Source organism: Facklamia sp. P12945 (assembly GCF_050409485.1).
In the GTDB taxonomy this organism is placed as follows: Bacteria; Bacillota; Bacilli; order Lactobacillales; family Aerococcaceae; genus Facklamia.
In genome coordinates this window covers 15,167-33,336 of sequence record NZ_JBNUPJ010000020.1, presented here as the reverse complement: position 1 = coordinate 33,336, position 18,170 = coordinate 15,167, and the positions used below count along the sequence as shown (strand labels likewise).

The window sequence follows — 18,170 nt, the reverse complement described above, 5'->3', positions numbered from 1 at the left end:
CAGAGTCCTTTCTATTTTAGTTACCACTTTTAATAGATCGGACTTTTGTGTTTTTATGTAGCAAAAAATAGGGTGGAAGGAAGTGTTTTTCTTCCATCCACCCTATTTATTATAGAACTTTATTTATTCAGCCTCTTTGACGTTAATAGAAAGTAAGAAAAGCTTTGCCTAGCTTATTTAGTATCCACTTTTTGCAACTCGAAGTCTTTAGGAATTAAAACTGTGTCAATGATATGAATAACTCCATTGGAAACTTCTAAATCGGTAGAAGTAATCATCGATTCACTGATCATCGGCTCGTCTTCTGAAAAATCGAAGGCCACTTTTTCTCCATTAACAGTTTCAACAGATTTTCCGTCTTTTAAATCTTCAGCCAAAATTTTACTAGCCACCAGGTGATAAGTTAATAGTTTATTAAGATCAGGCTGTGTTAGTAGCTCTTGCTCCGTGATATCAAGCTCTTCTAATAATTGCTCAAAAGCTTCATCCGTTGGGGCGAAGAGGGTATATGGTTCGTTTTCTTGTAAGATTTCAACTAAATTAGTTTTTTCAAAAGCAGCCGCTAAAATACTGAAATCATCATTATCTTGAAGGGTGGCAACAATATCCTTTTGTTTATGTATGTCTTCTTTAGAACTTATTTCTTTGGTACTTTCTTCTTTAGAACTCTCTTTTTTAGAGCTTATTTCTTTGGTACTTTCTTCTTTAGAGCTTATTTCTTTGGTACTCTCTTCTTTAGAGCTCTCTTTTTTAGAGCTTTTTTCTTTGGAGCTTTCTTCTTTAGAACTCTCTTTTTTAGAGCTTATTTCTTTGGAGCTTTCTTCTTTAGAACTCTCTTTTTTAGAGCTTTTTTCTTTGGAACTCTCTTCTTTAGAGCTCTCTTTTTTAGAGCTTTTTTCTTTGGAGCTTTCTTCTTTAGAGCTCTCTTTTTTAGAGCTTTTTTCTTTGGTACTTTCTTCTTTAGAGCTTATTTCTTTGGTACTCTCTTCTTTAGAGCTCTCTTCTTTGGTACTTTCTTCTTTAGTTGTTTCCTCTTTAGTTGTTTCCTCTTCAGTTTCTTCATTCATCACTTCAGTAGCTGTTGTTTCATCAACGGATGTGTCAGTATTCGTGGTAGTGTTCTCATTTGTACAACCAACTAATAGGGCAATGGCTGATAGAGATAGCACTCCCACTTTCATCTGATTTAAAATTGATTTTTTCATTCAACTCTCCCTTTCATCAATAGAATTTATTAATCAGCAACAATAAAATGAATATGTTTATTTTATGACAAACATATTTCATTCAGCTTTATTGTACGAACGAAAACGCAACAAGTCAAACAATTCAATATTAAATTAGATATAAACAACATATATTATAGATGATGAAAACTTGCTAGAAAATTTATTATTAAATTTAATTATCAAATTATTCAAAATTACTTAGCATAGATTGCTTAAGGTGAATCATGTAGCCGGCTTATCTTGAAGCTTAAATATAAAATTTAAAAAGCAAAGCCTATGAATTATGTTAAGAGGGATTTTATTTTTTTGTTAGTCGCTTTATAGAAAGAAAGTGTATAAATGAATCAGCAAAAACATCTATTATAATTTGAAAGAATTAGCGAACACCCCAATTAAAGTCATTGATTCAAAATTTAATTCAGGCGCTCAGTGACTGGTGGTTAAAAAAGCTGCAGAAGTTTTAGCCGCTAGAGAGGACTTTTAAGAAACGGTTAAAAGAATAGAAGGAACTATTAAGAAAACGCATCTCTTTATCAACGCTCCTACCTTGAAATATATGTTAAATCAGGATACATAGCTAGGGCGCAGGTTTTTGTTGCCAATAAGGTCATTTTAAAACCAGTAGTCTCGATGGATGAGGTTGGCGGCGGGGTAGCAATAGGTATGACCATTAGTTAAAAGGGTAATATTAAAAAGATTCAAAAATGAGTTAATAATTGTATGCAAGAGCATACAATTATTAACTATACTAGTGTTCATGCCTATGGAGGCCAATGCGTGCAAGAATTTGAGGAATATTAAACTTAATTAATTAGTAGGGGGCTAGATTATACGATGGAAATTTTAGCATTTGTAGCGATGAGTGCGAGGATAGGTTCGGTCGCTATCGCCTTAACTACTGAATCGAATAAGAAGGGGGTTAACTGGATTTTAAAAGGGTAATTATATATAGTGTGTTATTTATAGTCACCTTGGTGATCGCCACTCAAGGCTTTACGACTAAAATGGAGGTGGCTTGATGTTGCCACTTCTTTTCCCCTTTATTTATTTCACTATTATTTTTTAAAATTAAGGGCAACTCAATTGTCGATATAGGGTGGGGCTTAGTCTTTGTGTTGCAAGGAATCTTTAATTTTATTGTCGGCTCGGTAAGCTATTCGATTATTAAATACAATCAATTTGATTTTTCTATGAGTCATAATTACATTGTAATAATTAGCTTGCTAATTGCTGACATTGGTCTGTTTTTCGAAGTGGTTGGCGATGAACAAATTAGATAACACATAAATAAAAACACAGGCAAATGACTCCGAACAGACTTATGGTCAATGCCCCGTCATCCTAATTATTTTAGAGAGATCTTAGTTTGGGTCGACCTATATATTAGTGGGTTCACCTTATTATTTATTCAAGCCGTTCATCCTGTTTATTATATCGTTCTAGTTATTTCTCCTCTAGTAATGGCGACAGTATTGATAAAAATATCTATTCCTTTATTAGAAAAAAACATGTAGTAATATGAAGGTTGGCAAGAATATACTCAAAGAGTCCCTATGTTATTTCCATGGGGCAAGAAATAACATCTAATAAAATAACTTCCTAACAAACTGTTTTGAGACAGTTTGTTAGGAAGTTATTTTGTATTAAAGTTCGAAGTTAAAATGGATAGGAGGTTGGAGGTCAAATCTATTCACTACGAAGAGCTTCAACCGGGTTTTTGCGTGAAGCTTGTTTAGATGGAATTAAACCAGCAATAAATGATAGTAGAATGCTTAAGCCAATTAAGATAAGGGCATTTTTAAAAGATAAGCTGACTGTGACCTCTTCTAATAAGTGCAGCAATAAATTGTTTAAAGGAGTGTGTAATAAATAAGTAAACCCGATGCCTAATAATCCTGAAAACAAGCCGATAATAATCGTTTCAGCATTAAAAACCGTTGAAATATTTCTTTTTGAGGCGCCGATGGCTCTTAGAATACCAATTTCTTTTGTGCGTTCTAATACTGAGATATAAGTAATGATCCCGATCATAATCGATGATACGAGTAATGATACGCTGACAAAAGCAATGAGAACGTAGGTAATAACATTCACAATTTCCGAAACGGAAGACATGATTAAGCCGGCAAAGTCGGAGTAGGTAATTTTTTCCTTTTCACTAACAGTCTGATTATAAGCTTCAATTGCGTCAGAAATAGCTTCTTTATCAGCAAAATCATCTGCATAAATACTGATTGCAGAAGGATTTTCAGTAGAAACGACACCAAATTCTTTTAAATTAGTGTCGTAACTAGCCGGTGCAATTGAAGAATCATAAATTTCAAGAAGGGACGAATCATCCAGGTCTTTAACGACTTGATTAAATGGATCCGCGATATTAGCCGGATTGTCAGCTAAATTTGGCTCTGTTGTTGCGAACGGTTCTAAGCTTTGCTGTTTTGCTTGAATTTGCTTAATAAATTCAGCTTGTTGACTGAGGGTGAAATCCTCTAAATAATGATAGACATCTTCAATTTTTTCTCTATCGTTAGCTGCTTCAAAAGCTAGACCATTTAAAACGTTGGTTTTTGGTTGCTTTTTTTGTGCTTGAACGATGTCACTTTGATTGACATAAGCCATTAAAAAGTTTCTTAATTTGCGTGTATAAGCAAGCGGAGTGCGAATGGTTAAGGTTTTAGCATTATCAACTGGTTGAATGATACCGGAAATTTTTATCGGGATAGCTTTTTCTTTAACAACTTTTTCAATCGTTAAGGGATCGTCAGTCAGTTTTTGATAATTACCTCGCGCGTTTTTCTCATAGTAATCACTGCGAGGTAATAAATAAAAAGTTTGATTGCGTAGGTCTTTAAACCGAAGTGTCTTTTTTTCGAGGTGAAGTTCTTCATCATTTTCTATTTGATTGAGAATTTTCTCATAATCTTCAGAGGGGAGCATGCCAAACTCGTAAAAATCAGAAAGGCTGATTTCATTGGCTTCATTTACAACCAGCACCATCTCATTATATTTTTCAGGCCATTTACCATCGATTAAATGATAATTATCCTTTACAACTGGGCTAATAACTTGCTCACCTTGACCTGGAAGAAGTTCGCTAATTTTTGTGTTGGGTTGATTAAACGAGTTTGAAGGGGAACTAAAGTTTGTTCTTGGTTGTCGATTCACACTTTCAAAAGAACTACCATCAGTATTGATCAAACGCTCATTTTCGTCGTAGGCGAATAAATCAAAATTGATAGCGTAAGAATAAACGATACCATTTTTGCCGACATAGTTAGAAAGTTTATTGTCATCTTGATCTAAATATTTTTTGAAAGCTGTTAAATTATTTTGGCGAAAAGAAGAATTGAACTCACTCATTTGTTCAAGCGATTCATTGTTACTGTAGATGACGTCTAAATTTTCATTGTTAGAGTCGGTATCTTCTGTTTCTTTAGTAGAAGTTTCCGCTCTTCTTGCCGACATTAATTGACTAAAGTCGACAGACTCCTGTTCAATGGTTATTGGATAGGCCGACATAGTCTCTTCTTGGACGTTATCAATATAGTTATTCACGCCGGTCGATAGCGATAGAATGAGGGCAATTCCAATAATCCCGATGGACCCTGCAAAAGCTGTCAAAAACGTTCGGGCTTTTTTAGCGTTTAAATTATTAAAACTTAACGACAAGGCCGTAAGAAACGACATGGAAGACTTGCCCATGCTTTCATGCTTAGAGTTTTTGTTTTCTTCAATGGCTAAAGGATGGGTGTCAGAAATGACTTTGCCGTCTTGCAATTCAATAATGCGGTTGGAGTATTGGTGAGCCAATTCAGCATTATGAGTAACCATCACGACCAAACGTTTTTTGGCAACGTTTTTTAATAGGTTCATTATTTGAAGGCTAGTCTGTGTATCTAAGGCTCCTGTCGGTTCATCGGCTAAAAGAATATCTGGCTCATTGACTAATGCTCGTGCGATCGCAACTCGTTGCATTTGCCCCCCAGATAATTGATTGGGCTGTTTGTTGATATGATCTTTTAACCCTACTTCCTCTAAGGCTTTGATAGCTTTTTGCTTCCGAAGCTTGGCTGAAATTCCTGAAATAGTAAGTGCCAATTCAACATTGGATAAAACGGATTGGTGAGGGATTAAATTATAGCTTTGAAAGACAAAACCGACCGAGTGGTTGCGGTATGAATCCCAGTCTTTGTCTTTATAATTTTTGGTTGAAATGCCATTAATAATAATATCACCACTGTCATAGCGGTCCAAGCCGCCAATGATATTGAGTAACGTCGTTTTACCTGACCCGCTGTGACCTAAAATAGATACAAACTCATTGTCTCTTAAATTGAACGTCACATTATCCAAGGCTTTTTGCTTAAAGCCCCCTGTATGGTAACTTTTGGTTATTTTTTCTATTTGGTGCATTGTAAAACTCCTTCATTGAAAGATTTACGAATAAATGGTAATAGTCTCATTTCAAACAAAGTATATCACTAATACCGACCTAATTCGATCCTAGCGCAAACAAAAAATAGCAACACAATATCTTCCACCTAAAAAAACTCAAGTCGAAAGTTTTAAGGTATGCGTGGGAAGCCTTGCGATAAAATAGTAAGTGTGATCAATTGTCTGATAAGGATGTTTTTTATATTGTTAGCTTAATGGGACATGAACGACTAAAATAATCCGTCAGGTAACGATTGGAGCATTATTTTATAATATAAATCTATCAGTTTCTAAAATGACACCAAGGGGAGCTAGTTTGTAGGATGCTTAAAGGGAACAGTGCATAAGTTTTCCAAGCAATAGCCATTGTGGCCTCCCACTTAATTAAATAGAATTTTAAGAAGTTATCTAATAAATCAGGCCTATTTATCAGAAACTCTGATAGGTCCGCGGCCTGTTAGTAAGTTATAATAGCATCAGGAATATTATTTAGATGCATCCATCCAAGATGTTGAGAGTGGTTTTGTTTATAGGAAGCCTGTTGTTCACAAAAGCGGTAGGACTTAAATAATGCTAGTGCAACTAATAGAAAAAGAGCGAGGGGTTAATTTTGAATAGTAAGCGTATGTTAGATTGTTTCGCAAGTGATTTTGCTACGATGACTTCCTCGGATTTACTCAATAGTATACGAGCTAATGAAGGCAGAACTTTATTAGTAGAATTAAGAGAAGATCGAACTCCTCACCTACCTGATCTTACTAACAGTGAACTTGCTCGAGCCGCTGGTGCGGATTTGATTTTGCTCAATCAAGTAGATGTTTTTAATCCAAAGATATGGGCTTTACCAGATACGCCACATCCAATTGAAACTTTGAAACAGTTTGTCCAACGTCCCATCGGTGTCAATTTAGAACCGGTAGCCAGTGAGGGACATTATTTGGAAAAAGTAAAGAGCCTAGTTGAGGGGCGTATATGTAGTGTTGAAAGCTTAAAAAGAGTGGAAGAATTGGGGTTAGATTTTATATGCTTAACAGGAAACCCACAATCCGGAGTTAGTAATCAGGCAATAGTAGAAGGTATTCGTCTGGCGAAAAACCATTATTCTGGTATTGTGATTGCTGGCAAAATGCATGGGGCAGCCTATGATGAACCTATTTCTTCAGAAGAATGGGTGCAACACTTTTTGACAGCTGGGGCTGAAATTATCATATTACCTCAAGTTGGAACCGTGCCTGGTTACTCGATGGAAGAGTTTAGGCGCAGTTGTCAGTTGATTCACAAAGTGGGGGTTTTGAGTTTAGCAGCTAACGGGACGAGTCAGGATTGTTCACAAAAAGAGGTGGTTACTCAATTGGGATTAACTGCTAAAATAGGTGGTGCAGATATTTTGCATATTGGTTGTTCAGGTAGTGGGGGCATTGCCCCGTTTGAAAATATTATGCAATTATCGATTGCCATTCGAGGGTTGAATCACACGCTTAGAAGAATGGCCATATCCAATCTTCGATAAAGACTCTGCTTCAAGACTTATTACTAAAAAAGATGGAAAGGATGTGGTAGGCTAGAATAGATAATTATTTAGGGATTTAGTCATTCCAACAACTTAAAGAATAAAGGAGAAAAATATGAAAAAAACATTAAAAAGCATCTTAGCAGCATCGCTCACTTTATCAACTGTGTTAGCACCTTTAACAGCTATGGCTCAAGAAGAAAATGCAGGTATAGAAATTAGCTTTATGATTCCTGATTGGGGAGCTCCATCGGATGAAATGTTGGCTAGATTTGAAGAAGAGTATGGGATTAAAGTCAATGTTTTACCAACTAGTTGGGACGATATTCGTGATAAGTTAGCGATTGCAGCTGCAAGTAACACGGTGGCAGCGGATGTCTTTGAAGTAGATTGGTCTTGGATGGGAGAATTCACCAGCGCAGATTGGTTGGCTCCTATTGATTTGCCAGATGCGGATGCTTTTCCAGCAATCGAGCAATTTATGCTAAACGATGAGGTCTATGCAGTCCCTTATGCAAATGATTTTCGGATTGCCTACTACAATACAAAAATGTATGAGGAGGCTGGCTTAGAAGAACCGCCAGTAACTTGGGATCAAGTGATGGAACAAGCTAAAACTATTAAAGATGCTGGAATTACAGAATACCCAGTATCGCTTCCGTTAGGTGCGGATGAAAATTTAACGACTACTTTCTTCTGGTTGGCTTATACACGCAATGGTATTTTATTTAATGAGGATAATACTTTGAATGAAGAAGCGTCTCTCGATGCATTAACTATTATTAAGGCTTTATCAGATGAAGAATTAATTAATCCAGGTAATGTGAACGGTTCGGGAATGGACGCTTACAGACAGATTAACTCAGGAGATACTGCCTTTATAGTAGGCCCATCTTCATTTGTTGGTCGCGTTAATAATGAAGAGGAGTCAACAGTAGTTGGACAGGTAAAACCAATTTTACTGCCAGGTGTTGATGCAAACGCTGAAAGAACAGTACCTTTCCAAGAAGCAGTAGGTATTTCACCAAATACTGAAAATATGGAAGCTGCTCAAACCTTCGTTAAGTGGTATACTTCCGAAGAAACTCAATTAGAATTATTTGATGCGGTAGGAGCACTTCCTACACGATTAAGCATCTTACAGCAGCTAATTGATGAGGAAAAGATTAAAAACACAGGTGCGATGGTTGAATTGGCTGAAATGGTTGAATCGCCATTCCCAAATGGGGTGCCAGAATATTACACCGAAATGAGTGCCGAAATTTATAATACTATCAATAAAATGGTAACTTCAGATCTTTCTGCCGAAGAGGTTGTTAAAGAATTAGTTGAAAAAGTAAATAGTGTTGTTGAGGAATTTGCTGAGTAATTAATAATAAATCTAGGTGTAGTGCACTACACCTAGATTTAAATTTTTAAGGGTTGATCCGTGCTATTATAAAAATGATAGTAGGGATCAATGATTTAAAAGGAGTTTATTATGAAAAAATCTAAAAAAGCCATTTTTCTAATCTTACCCATGATGCTTATCATGGGATTGTTCGTCTACTTACCAATTGTACGCACCTTCATCTACAGTCTTCATGCGTTTAAATTAAGTAGACCAGACCGCTTTAAGTTTATCGGACTCGATAATTATAAAGAGGTTTTACTCTCAGAAGATTTTCATCATGCTTTTCAAAATAGTTTGATGGTTTTTTTATTAGTCGTCTTTTTAACCGTCATTTCCAGCATTATTGTGGGACTTTTGCTCAATAAGCGGACAGTTATTAGCCCAATGCTAACGGGTATTGCAATTGTTCCTTGGGCTTTGCCCCCCCTAGTTAATGGTATTGTCTGGCAATTTATTTTTCATCCCAGTTATGGTTTTATGAATAAATTATTGATGAGTCTTTCAATTATTGATCAGCCAGTTGCTTGGATTAATAATCGTTATTTACTCCTAATTGTCGTTTCAATTGTAATTGCTTGGCGGGTGGTACCTTTTTGTGCCATTTTAATTTTGGCAACCCTACAAACAATTCCTAAAGAAATCTACGAAGCGGCTAAAATGGATGGTGCCAGTCGTTATTCAGAGTTTTTCTATATAACGCTAAGAATGATTTTGCCTACACTTTCAATTGTGTTAATCCAAGCAACTATGGCAGGTTTAAATGTTTTTGATGAGGTAATTTCTTTAGTAGGTTACCGTTATGAAGGACAAACCCTTTTAATATATAATTATTTAAATACCTTTAGCTTTTTAGACTTTGGTCTAGGGTCAGCGATTACCTATATAATCATGATTTTATCGGGGATTATTGGTTACTTTTATATTCGTTCGCTAAGATTGGAGGGAGATCATGCTTAAAAATAAACGTTGGGATTGGTTATACATTATAACTGTAATTATCTTTCTGCTATTCACTTTAGGTCCCCTTATTTGGGCTTTTATAATTAGTGTCACCCCTAAAGCAGAATTAATGAAAGCGGGAGGTCGCTTTCTACCTAGTCAAGCAACTTTTACAAATTATCAAAGCTTGTTTGATCCGACAGATAAGGCACATATAACCATTTTTAATGGCTTAAAGAATTCCTTAATTAGTTCCTTATATACTCTCTTTATTGGGGTACCTTTAGCGGTTTTAACCAGTTACGCTATGGTGCGTTTTCGCTTTCGCTTACGAAAAGTGATTTTACGCTTATTATTGATTACCATCGTTATTCCTGTGTTTACCACCATCATTCCAATATTTGCTATTTTTTCAAACTATCAGTTGCTGGATAAGCTTTTCTGGATTAGTGTCATTTATGTGACTGCTTTTTTACCTCTAGCAACTTGGATGTTGATTACGCATTTTAATAAGATTCCTAAAGAAATGTGGGAAGCAGCAGAACTCGATGGTTGTACAGAATGGCAGCTTTTCTGGAGGGTGATTTTACCCATGTCACGAACAGCTATTATTACCTGTGTCTTAATTCTCTTGTTAATGAGTTGGAGCCAATTTCAAATCCCAATGATTTTAACGTCAACTCAGAATAATAAAGTAATTACCCTAGTTCTATCTGAGTTTATGACAAGAGATGCTATTGACTATAGTATGATTGCAGCCTCTGGTTTAATAGCTATTATTCCACCAGCAGTTATCGCAATGGTTTTTAGAAAAGATCTTGTATCAGGTTTATCAGCAGGGTCAATTAAAGGATAGTATTTCCTAGAAAGGAACAATCCCCACTCCAATTCCCAGAAATGAAAGATGACTTTTTGCTCTTCTTTGCAAACTAGTGATTTGAGGCATTGAGTCAGGATGGATATCTTTAGAACCATAAATATGCTCTAAGGCCATATCAGGATAGGCAGAATGGGCGATTAGGTCAAAGTTACTTGAAAAAGATAGAATATTGCTTTGAGATCCTAATAAAAATGAGTTGTTAGGATTTAAGAGCCAAGAATAACAGTAAAAGTATTGTGCTGGGAAATTAGTTAAATATCTTTTTTTAAAGGCTCGAGCTAAGTAAAAAGCAGTTGAAGAGTGTGCTTCATCAATTAAGCTATCTTGCATGATGTGGACACTAATAATAGGGAGAGCATCTTGAAGGATTTTACTACCGTTATTAATGTAAGAAATGTCTTTAGGAAGAGTGGCTGAATCAAAAAGAGTAAATTCAAATTGAAGCTCGCCTAACTTGAAAATCCTAAGACGAAAGATACGTGCTAACCATTCAAAATCATCTGTTGATAAACCGACAGACTGGGATAAGTTAATACGTAAAAAAAGGTCGGATAGTGTATTTTGTAATATATTAAGAGGGAGATCGTACTTTTTATACAGCTCTATTAAAGCTTGAATACATACAATCATAATGACCAATTGTTGCCAATCATTTAGTTGAATATTAGTTAGCAGAAAGTCTTGCTTAATAATTTGCTGTAAAACTGCCAAGTAAACTGTTTGATTATCTTTAAAGTCTTTTAACGCTCTTTGAATGGTTGTTAATTCAATCTGGCGAGACTTAATGGTTTGAGACTGATTGTATTTTTGACAAAAGGTTTGGATTTGTTGGCTATCAATCGAAAAGTTTTTAAACCAGTTTTGGTAGAAATACGAGTATGATAAGTAGGTCATGGTTGCTCCTCCTTGAAGATTTAAAATAAGTATAGCACGGGATCCTACTAAGCACACAAATTTGTTAAAGGAATGATTAAATGTCTAACGGGTTAACCATATATTTTGTCCGTCATGGTGAAACGTTTTTTAATAAGAATGGGCGTACCCAAGGGTGGTGTGATCCTTTATTGACAGCAGAAGGGATTCAAGCAGTTAAAGATTTAGGCGAAAAATTAAGTAAGGTTAAATTTGATGCGGCGATTGTAAGTGATTTAAAGAGAACACGTACCACAGCCGAAATTCTTATTGAACAAAGTATCTATCCGAATTGGATGATTCCCATTATAGAAATGGCAGATTTTCGAGAAATTAGCTTTGGTTCCTTTGAAGGTATGGAAAGCTATCAAACTTGGGATATCATAAGGAGATATTTGGGTTTTGATTCTGTAGAGAGTATGTTGAGAAATACAACAGAAAAACAAAGGCTGACAGCATTACAACCTGCTGACCCTCTAGGTCAAGGAGAAGACTATGCTGTTTATTGTAAGCGTCTTAAAGAAGGAATGGATAAATTGTTTAATGAATTAATTGAGACGGAGGCTTGTATCTTATTTGTTGGACACAGTATCAATATTCGCCATATACTTCAAATTCTATTACCAAAAACAGAACATATTGATGAGTTTTATGATATGCGGTCTATGAATAATGGGGGCGTGGTAATTATTCAAAAAGTAAGAGAGGGCTTTAAACTCAAACAGTTTATAGACAAAAAGTTCGCTTAACTAACAGAGGGTTGTTTTTGTTCACTTTATACAAAATACATTGTAAAGTTGAGCAAATATAACAATGAGAAATGAAACCGTTTTACACTATAATGTATGCAAGATACAAATGGGCAAAATTTGGAAAGGGTGCGAACTATGATAAAAATTTCACCAGCAGAAATCGATCGCCAAATGGATTGGATTTCGAGTATTTCTGATAAAGAAGGAAAAGGTACTACAAGACTTTTATATAGCAAATCATGGATTGAAGCTCAGAATGCCTTGAAAGAACTTTTTGAAAAAGAGGGGATGAAGGTAGAGTTCGACGAAGTAGGGAATATGTTTGCAACAGTTGAAGGTAGTGAAGAGCCAGAATCAATCATCGCCTCAGGATCGCATATTGATACAGTTGTTGATGGTGGTCGTCTAGATGGACAATTGGGTATTATGTCTGCCTACTTAGCGATTAAGGGGTTGGTTGAAGAATACGGCCAACCAAAGAAATCTTTGCGAATTGTTTCGATGGCAGAAGAGGAAGGCTCTCGTTTTCCATATGCCTTTTGGGGATCTAAAAATATTTTTGGTTTAGCGAAAAAAGAAGATGTTGAAACCATTAAGGACAATGACGGTGTTCCTTTTGAGACAGCTATGAAGGAAGCAGGCTTTAATTACCTTGTAGATTCTCCACGCTTTAATCACTTTGATGCTTTTGTAGAATTACATATTGAACAAGGAAACTTCTTGGAAAATGCAGGCAAAAAAGTTGGGGTTGTTAATGCCATAGTGGGGCAAAAACGCTACACCATTAAATTAAAGGGTGAAGCTAATCATGCCGGAACGACCTTAATGAGATATCGTAAAGATGTCATCGACTGTTACGCTAGAATTGTTTCTGAAGTCATTGATAAAGCAAATGAAATTGGCGATCCTTTAGTCGTAACCTTTGGCCACGTAGAAGTAAAGCCTAATGTGGTGAATGTTGTTCCTGGAGAAATGGAATTTTCAATTGATACTAGACACACTAACCAGGAAGCTCTCGATGAGTTTGCTGTATTTATTGAAACAACTATTGAGAAACATTGTCATGAAAAAGCGATTGAAGTAGAAATGAATTTATGGATGAATGAGCCACCAGTGCCAATGGATCCTGAGATTGTTAAAGTTTTAGAAAAAGTTTGTCAGGATAACCAATTAAATTATCAAATCATGCATTCAGGAGCGGGGCATGATTCACAGATATTTGCTCCACAAGTTCCAACAGCTATGATCTTCGTTCCTTCCATCAAAGGAATTAGTCATAATCCGGAAGAACATACCGAGGCGGTGGATATTGTTGAAGGGATACAAGCTTTAGCAGAGGCCTTAAAAGAATTGGCCTATTAAAATAATTTGGAGGACTTTTAATAATGGAACATAATGATGTCTTAGTAAGACAAGAACAAATTGATTTGTTTAAATCAAGGGGATATACCAATGATGACATATTGCCTAATAAGCCAGAACAACGTAGTATGTCAACACTTAACTTCTTTACTCTGTGGATGGGATCGGTCCATAATATTCCTAATTATCTAACTGTTGGTGGCTTTCTAGCTTTAGGGGTGGCACCTATTCACGTGTTCTTAGCTATCATTTTGGCGGGACTAGCAGTAGCGGGACTAATGACAGTTAACGGTAAAGCAGGGTCTATGTATGGCATTCCATTTGCCATTCATTTACGTTCTGTTTATGGTAGTGCAGGATCTAAATTGCCTGGCTTTCTAAGGGGAGTTGTGGCAGCTATTGCTTGGTTTGGGGTCCAAAACTATGCAGGTTCGAAAGCTTTGTTGATCTTAGTAAGTAGAATTTGGCCAGCTTTCTTGAATGTTGGTGAAGGCATTAATATTTTAGGCCTTTCTGTACCGGCCTTTTTATCATTTGTAGTCTTCTTCTTGATCAATGTAATGATTGGCTTAGGGGGAGGCCGCGTATTAAACAAGTTTACAGCTATACTAAATCCACTTATTTATGTTGTGTTCGGAGGAATGGTTGTTTGGGGATTGAGTGTAGCGGGCGGGTTTGGACCAATTTTCGACCATGTAACAGCTGTTAATCAATCGGTTGCAACCCCTCTAGCCTATTTGATTATTATTGCATCTACCTTATCTGTTTGGGCAGCTCCAGGAGTAAGTGTTTCTGACTTTACTCAAAACGCAACTTCCACCAAGTCTCAAACAATAGGACAAATCTTATCGTTGTTAGTTGGGTATGTCATTTTTGCTTTTGCAAGTATCACTGTTTTAAATGGTGCGGCCATTACTGGTGTTTCACATCAAGGAGATGTCTTACAAATTATTAATCAATGGGACTCTATGCCGGCTATTTTCTTGGCTTCTTTTGTCTTATTGATGACAACCGTTTCAACTAATGCGACTGGTAATATTATTCCAGCAGCCTTCCAGTTAACAGCTCTTTTTCCACAAAAAATTAATTATCGTAAAGGTGTTATCATCGCAAGTATTATCAGTTTTATCATAATGCCTTGGAAATTCATGGAGTCAGGGAGTGTAATTCTAGTTTTCCTTAACTATATTGGAAGCTTGTTAGGCCCTGTAGCCGGTGTTATGATTGCTCACTTCTACTTTGTGGACAAACAAAAGATCGACTTGGATTTACTATACTATTCACCAGAGCAAGCAGCGGATAACCCTTATTCTGGTGTCAATAAGAAAGCTTATATCGCAACCATTTGTGGGTTTGTTGTTTCAATTGTCGGACAATTTATCCCAGCCCTAGAGTTTCTGTCCCAAATCTCTTGGATTGATGGTTTTGTAGTGGGATTACTTGTTTACTTTGTATTAAATCGTGCAGAATAATTAAATTTAATTATTTTGGACGCTTAATAAAAATTTATTAGGAGGTTATTTTATGTCATATGATTTAGTCATCAAGAATGGTCAAGTCATTTTAGAAAGCGGCGCAGTTGTGACCGATTTGGCAGTCAAAGACGGAAAGATTGCTGCAATTGGTGAAAATTTATCGGCTGAGCAAGAGGTTGACGCTAAAGGATTAATTGTTAGTCCGGGAATGTTTGATTGTCACGTTCATATTACTGAAAATGGTGGTGGGTATCGTGATGAGTGGGAAGGTTATGTTACAGGAACTTCTGCTTGTGCTAAGGGAGGAGTAACTTCTTTCTTAGAAATGCCATTGAACCAAGTACCAGCAACAACTGATGAAGCGAGTATTAAGGACAAATACCAATCTGGTCAAGGTAAATTAAAAGTGGATGTTTTCTCATTTGGAGGACTCGTTCCTTATAATGTTGAAACAGGTGGTATTCAAGAATTATATGAGAACGGTGTAACGGCCTATAAATGTTTTATGGCAACTTGTGGCGACCGTTCAATTGATGGAGACTTCCAAAATGTGGATGACTATTCACTCTACGAAGGGATGAAACAAATTGCGAAGACAGGAAAAGTTCTAGCTATCCATGCTGAAAATGCAGCGATTACTGATCGCCTAGGTGAAAAAGCAAAAGCGGAAGGCAAATCAAAATTGTCAGAGTATGTGGCGACTCGTCCAGTCTTTACAGAGGTGGAACCTATTCAACGAGCAATTCTTTTTGCTAAAGAAACAGGCTGTCGTATTCATATCTGTCACGTGGCTTGCCCAGAAGGTGTGGAAGCAGTTATTAAAGGGCAACAAGAAGGTGTCGATGTCACTTGTGAGACTTGTTTACATTATTTATACTTTACAACAGACCAATTAGATGCTATTGGAAATGTGGCTAAATGTTCACCACCAATCCGTGATAAAGAAGCTCAAGATGGTTTATGGGATTATGTCTTTTCAGGGGATATTATTTCATCAATCTCTGATCATTCCCCATGTACCCCAGACTTGAAAGATAAAGAAAATGCATTTGATGCTTGGGGCGGTATCTCAGGCGTACAAAATGATGTCGATGTGTTCTTTGATGAAGCAGTTAATAAGCGTGGTATGTCTCTTGAGCAATTTGCACAAGTGATTGCGACACAACCAGCCCGTCGTTTTGGTATTGATGATACAAAAGGAAGCTTATCAGTAGGCAAAGATGCAGATATCGTTTTAATTGATCCTAATAAATCTTACGTCTTAACTGCTGAAGATTTAGAATATCGCAATAAGATCAGTCCTTATATTGGTAGCGAAATTGGTGCAACTGTTATGGCTACTTATGTAAGAGGACATGAGGTTTATAGCATAGATAAGGGAGTAACAGAGGAGTTTGTTGGAGAATTTAAATAATTAAATATAGACTAATTTGTTTTCAGAAGAAGCAAATAGTCCCTAAGAATAGATTGGATCTAATTCTTAGGGGTTTTTTAATACCAACAGAAGACTTTTTAATTAGAAGAGCAAAGTGATGATTGGTATGGTAACGACTGAGAGCAGAGAAGTCATAAAGACCATCTGACTAGCAAACTCAGGATGATTGTCGTAATTTTGAGCAAACATAGCTACATAAGATGCTGTCGGCATAGCTAACATGATAGTCGGAATAATTAACTCATAGTTTGAGAAATTAAAAGCTTTTAAAGTAAAGAGAATTATTAGAGGTATAAAAACGAGTTTGAGTAAAGCTTGAATATATAAGAATTTATTAGCGAATATCTTAGAAATATCACTGCGCGATAGAATTAAACCAACAACAATCATGGCTAGCGGTGAAGTTGCCGGGCTTAAAATATTCAAAACTTTATCCAAGGGTTGAGGAACTCGCCAACTAAAAAGAAAGAAGATTAAACCAACGACTATCGATAAGATGCCGGGACTTAGAACAATTTTTTTCCAATTAAATTCTACCTTACCTGAACCGTTTCTTCCCATTAAATAAATACCAATTGACCATGAGACAGTTTCAAATAAAAACCCGGCGCCGATAACAGCATAGAATAGAGCTTCTTCTCCTAAGAGATTACTAACAATAGGGTAACCCATAAAAGAGGTATTAGATAAAAGAAGGGCCACTCTAAAAACATCCTGCTCGGAAATACTTAACTTAGTTTGTTTAGCAACTAACCATCCTAATAACAACATACCAGCATAACAAACGGCTACAATTATTAGAATTGTAAAAGCTCTTTGCACACGTTCAATATTAAAATCTAATTGCATGGCATTAAAGATGGTTGCCGGCATGGTGATATACAAAACAAGGTTGGTAATATCTTTTTGACCTTGAGCACTGATTACTTTCCACCTACCAGCAAAAAAGCCAATAATAATAAGAATGAATAAGACGAGCACACTTTGAAGCGTGGACATAAAATCTAACTGCATAAAAACATCCTTTCAATTTTTATTTAATTTGATAACGAATCAAGCCACTCTATGACTTGCAGATAAACCTCTCTCCCTTTTGTTAAATTTGTTCGATCGAAATCATGATCTGCAGAAGCAACCTCAATCAAATGACTTTGATTAGCGAATTTGTTTAGTTGTTTTGATTGTTGAATGGGAACATCAGGGTCTTTATCAGCATGGACAAGAAGTAAAGGAGGTAGTAGGTTAATTTGCTCTTTAGTGAGTGAAAAACTGTTTGGATCATCCGTTAGAAATTCAATCCAATTTCCAACTTGTCTACAATAGAGGTAGATTAAATAACGCTCATTTTCGTTTCCCTGACTGATAGGTTTGTTTTGAATGAAAGTCTCGATTAATTCTTTGGACACTTTCGCAAATTTATTATGGTAAGGATTAGGATAGATAAAGTTTGCATCATTTAACTTGTAATAGCCATAAAAGCTGATGATAGTTTTCAACCATTTAGAAGACCTTCTTGTAGCTAGTTGTAGGGCAAGATAAGCTCCGGCTGACCGGCCAAACAGATTGTATGAAGGATCTATTTGGCCTGCTAATTGATAACCTGCATTTTGATACCATTCAAGAGTTTTGCTTAAAAGATTAATGATTTGCTCTAAATTACTTTCAGGAGCTAATAAGTAGTCAAGAGCTAGTATCGAATATCCTTTACTGTTAAGTAATTCGATATATTCGCCCGGCAAGTCTTCGCGTTGACCAAAAATCAGTCCACCACCGTGAAGATAAATCAACATCTGGCTTTGTGGCAGTGAAGATCTATATAGTGTAGCTGAAATTTTATAGTGAGGAGTTT

The 18,170-nt window shown here is 36.2% G+C and carries 14 protein-coding genes and 1 pseudogene; 10 read left to right on the top strand and 5 right to left on the bottom strand.

Going from position 1 to position 18,170, the window contains the following annotated elements:
* Window positions 1-173: 173 nt before the first annotated feature.
* Window positions 174-1,205 (bottom strand): fasciclin domain-containing protein, encoded by a 1,032-nt coding sequence (locus tag ACQV2X_RS07275; RefSeq protein WP_428874196.1) that lies wholly within the window; start codon window positions 1,203-1,205, stop codon window positions 174-176.
* A gap of 1,136 nt (window positions 1,206-2,341) precedes the next feature.
* On the opposite strand from ACQV2X_RS07275, the gene ACQV2X_RS07270 reads away from it, so the two are divergent.
* Both ACQV2X_RS07270 and ACQV2X_RS07265 read left to right on the top strand, forming a co-directional pair.
* Window positions 2,342-2,509 (top strand): hypothetical protein, encoded by a 168-nt coding sequence (locus ACQV2X_RS07270; RefSeq protein WP_428874197.1) that lies wholly within the window; start codon window positions 2,342-2,344, stop codon window positions 2,507-2,509.
* Between the two features lie 42 nt (window positions 2,510-2,551).
* A pseudogene (locus ACQV2X_RS07265) lies at window positions 2,552-2,743 on the top strand (DUF1295 domain-containing protein); the annotation flags it as partial.
* A gap of 172 nt (window positions 2,744-2,915) precedes the next feature.
* On the opposite strand, the gene ACQV2X_RS07260 reads toward ACQV2X_RS07265, so the two are convergent.
* Window positions 2,916-5,642 (bottom strand): ATP-binding cassette domain-containing protein, encoded by a 2,727-nt coding sequence (locus ACQV2X_RS07260; RefSeq protein ID WP_428874199.1) that lies wholly within the window; start codon window positions 5,640-5,642, stop codon window positions 2,916-2,918.
* 631 nt (window positions 5,643-6,273) lie between these two features.
* Here ACQV2X_RS07260 and ACQV2X_RS07255 point away from each other — a divergent pair.
* From ACQV2X_RS07255 to ACQV2X_RS07240, 4 genes are all read left to right on the top strand, one after another.
* On the top strand, window positions 6,274-7,173 hold the full coding sequence (locus ACQV2X_RS07255) for a haloacid dehalogenase-like hydrolase (protein WP_428874200.1): 900 nt from the start codon (window positions 6,274-6,276) through the stop codon (window positions 7,171-7,173).
* A 115-nt stretch (window positions 7,174-7,288) separates the two neighbouring features.
* Window positions 7,289-8,542, top strand: coding sequence for an ABC transporter substrate-binding protein (locus ACQV2X_RS07250; protein WP_428874201.1), 1,254 nt, complete (start codon window positions 7,289-7,291; stop codon window positions 8,540-8,542).
* 111 nt (window positions 8,543-8,653) lie between these two features.
* Window positions 8,654-9,523: a carbohydrate ABC transporter permease gene (locus ACQV2X_RS07245; RefSeq protein WP_428874202.1), complete on the top strand. Its 870-nt coding sequence runs from the start codon at window positions 8,654-8,656 to the stop codon at window positions 9,521-9,523.
* Window positions 9,516-10,361, top strand: coding sequence for a carbohydrate ABC transporter permease (locus ACQV2X_RS07240; RefSeq protein ID WP_428874203.1), 846 nt, complete (start codon window positions 9,516-9,518; stop codon window positions 10,359-10,361). Before ACQV2X_RS07245 ends, ACQV2X_RS07240 begins: the two co-directional genes overlap by 8 nt.
* A 6-nt stretch (window positions 10,362-10,367) precedes the next feature.
* Here ACQV2X_RS07240 and ACQV2X_RS07235 read toward each other — a convergent pair whose 3' ends face one another.
* Entirely contained in the window at window positions 10,368-11,279 is a 912-nt protein-coding gene (locus tag ACQV2X_RS07235) for a hypothetical protein (RefSeq protein WP_428874205.1), read from the bottom strand.
* A gap of 80 nt (window positions 11,280-11,359) precedes the next feature.
* Here ACQV2X_RS07235 and ACQV2X_RS07230 point away from each other — a divergent pair, with 80 nt between their 5' ends.
* The 4 genes from ACQV2X_RS07230 (at window position 11,360) to allB (ending at window position 16,300) form a co-directional block, all read left to right on the top strand.
* Window positions 11,360-12,046 carry a histidine phosphatase family protein gene (locus ACQV2X_RS07230; protein WP_428874206.1) on the top strand — a complete coding sequence of 229 codons (687 nt, stop codon included), beginning with the start codon at window positions 11,360-11,362 and terminating at the stop codon, window positions 12,044-12,046.
* A gap of 138 nt (window positions 12,047-12,184) precedes the next feature.
* Entirely contained in the window at window positions 12,185-13,411 is a 1,227-nt protein-coding gene (gene allC / locus ACQV2X_RS07225) for an allantoate deiminase (protein ID WP_428874230.1), read from the top strand.
* Window positions 13,412-13,434: 23 nt separating this feature from the next.
* Window positions 13,435-14,883 (top strand): allantoin permease, encoded by a 1,449-nt coding sequence (gene allW / locus ACQV2X_RS07220; protein ID WP_428874207.1) that lies wholly within the window; start codon window positions 13,435-13,437, stop codon window positions 14,881-14,883.
* A gap of 52 nt (window positions 14,884-14,935) precedes the next feature.
* Entirely contained in the window at window positions 14,936-16,300 is a 1,365-nt protein-coding gene (gene allB, locus ACQV2X_RS07215) for an allantoinase AllB (protein WP_428874208.1), read from the top strand.
* Window positions 16,301-16,402: 102 nt separating this feature from the next.
* On the opposite strand, the gene ACQV2X_RS07210 is transcribed toward allB, so the two are convergent.
* Together ACQV2X_RS07210 and ACQV2X_RS07205 are read right to left on the bottom strand one after the other, a co-directional pair.
* Window positions 16,403-17,335, bottom strand: coding sequence for an AEC family transporter (locus tag ACQV2X_RS07210; RefSeq protein ID WP_428874210.1), 933 nt, complete (start codon window positions 17,333-17,335; stop codon window positions 16,403-16,405).
* A 23-nt stretch (window positions 17,336-17,358) separates the two neighbouring features.
* The gene (locus ACQV2X_RS07205; RefSeq protein ID WP_428874211.1) at window positions 17,359-18,111 is read right to left on the bottom strand and encodes an alpha/beta hydrolase; all 753 of its coding nucleotides are present in this window, start codon (window positions 18,109-18,111) and stop codon (window positions 17,359-17,361) included.
* Window positions 18,112-18,170: the final 59 nt, after the last annotated feature.

What these genes read in the sequence shown, in the direction of transcription:
- ACQV2X_RS07275 (WP_428874196.1), bottom strand. Translation starts at nt 1,205, where the DNA reads ATGAAAAAATCAATTTTAAATCAGATGAAAGTGGGAGTGCTATCTCTA.
- ACQV2X_RS07260 (WP_428874199.1), bottom strand. Translation starts at nt 5,642, where the DNA reads ATGCACCAAATAGAAAAAATAACCAAAAGTTACCATACAGGGGGCTTT.
- ACQV2X_RS07250 (WP_428874201.1), top strand. Translation starts at nt 7,289, where the DNA reads ATGAAAAAAACATTAAAAAGCATCTTAGCAGCATCGCTCACTTTATCA.
- ACQV2X_RS07245 (WP_428874202.1), top strand. Translation starts at nt 8,654, where the DNA reads ATGAAAAAATCTAAAAAAGCCATTTTTCTAATCTTACCCATGATGCTT.
- ACQV2X_RS07240 (WP_428874203.1), top strand. Translation starts at nt 9,516, where the DNA reads ATGCTTAAAAATAAACGTTGGGATTGGTTATACATTATAACTGTAATT.
- ACQV2X_RS07235 (WP_428874205.1), bottom strand. Translation starts at nt 11,279, where the DNA reads ATGACCTACTTATCATACTCGTATTTCTACCAAAACTGGTTTAAAAAC.
- ACQV2X_RS07230 (WP_428874206.1), top strand. Translation starts at nt 11,360, where the DNA reads ATGTCTAACGGGTTAACCATATATTTTGTCCGTCATGGTGAAACGTTT.
- allC (WP_428874230.1), top strand. Translation starts at nt 12,185, where the DNA reads ATGATAAAAATTTCACCAGCAGAAATCGATCGCCAAATGGATTGGATT.
- allW (WP_428874207.1), top strand. Translation starts at nt 13,435, where the DNA reads ATGGAACATAATGATGTCTTAGTAAGACAAGAACAAATTGATTTGTTT.
- allB (WP_428874208.1), top strand. Translation starts at nt 14,936, where the DNA reads ATGTCATATGATTTAGTCATCAAGAATGGTCAAGTCATTTTAGAAAGC.
- ACQV2X_RS07210 (WP_428874210.1), bottom strand. Translation starts at nt 17,335, where the DNA reads ATGCAGTTAGATTTTATGTCCACGCTTCAAAGTGTGCTCGTCTTATTC.
- ACQV2X_RS07205 (WP_428874211.1), bottom strand. Translation starts at nt 18,111, where the DNA reads ATGTTGATTTATCTTCACGGTGGTGGACTGATTTTTGGTCAACGCGAA.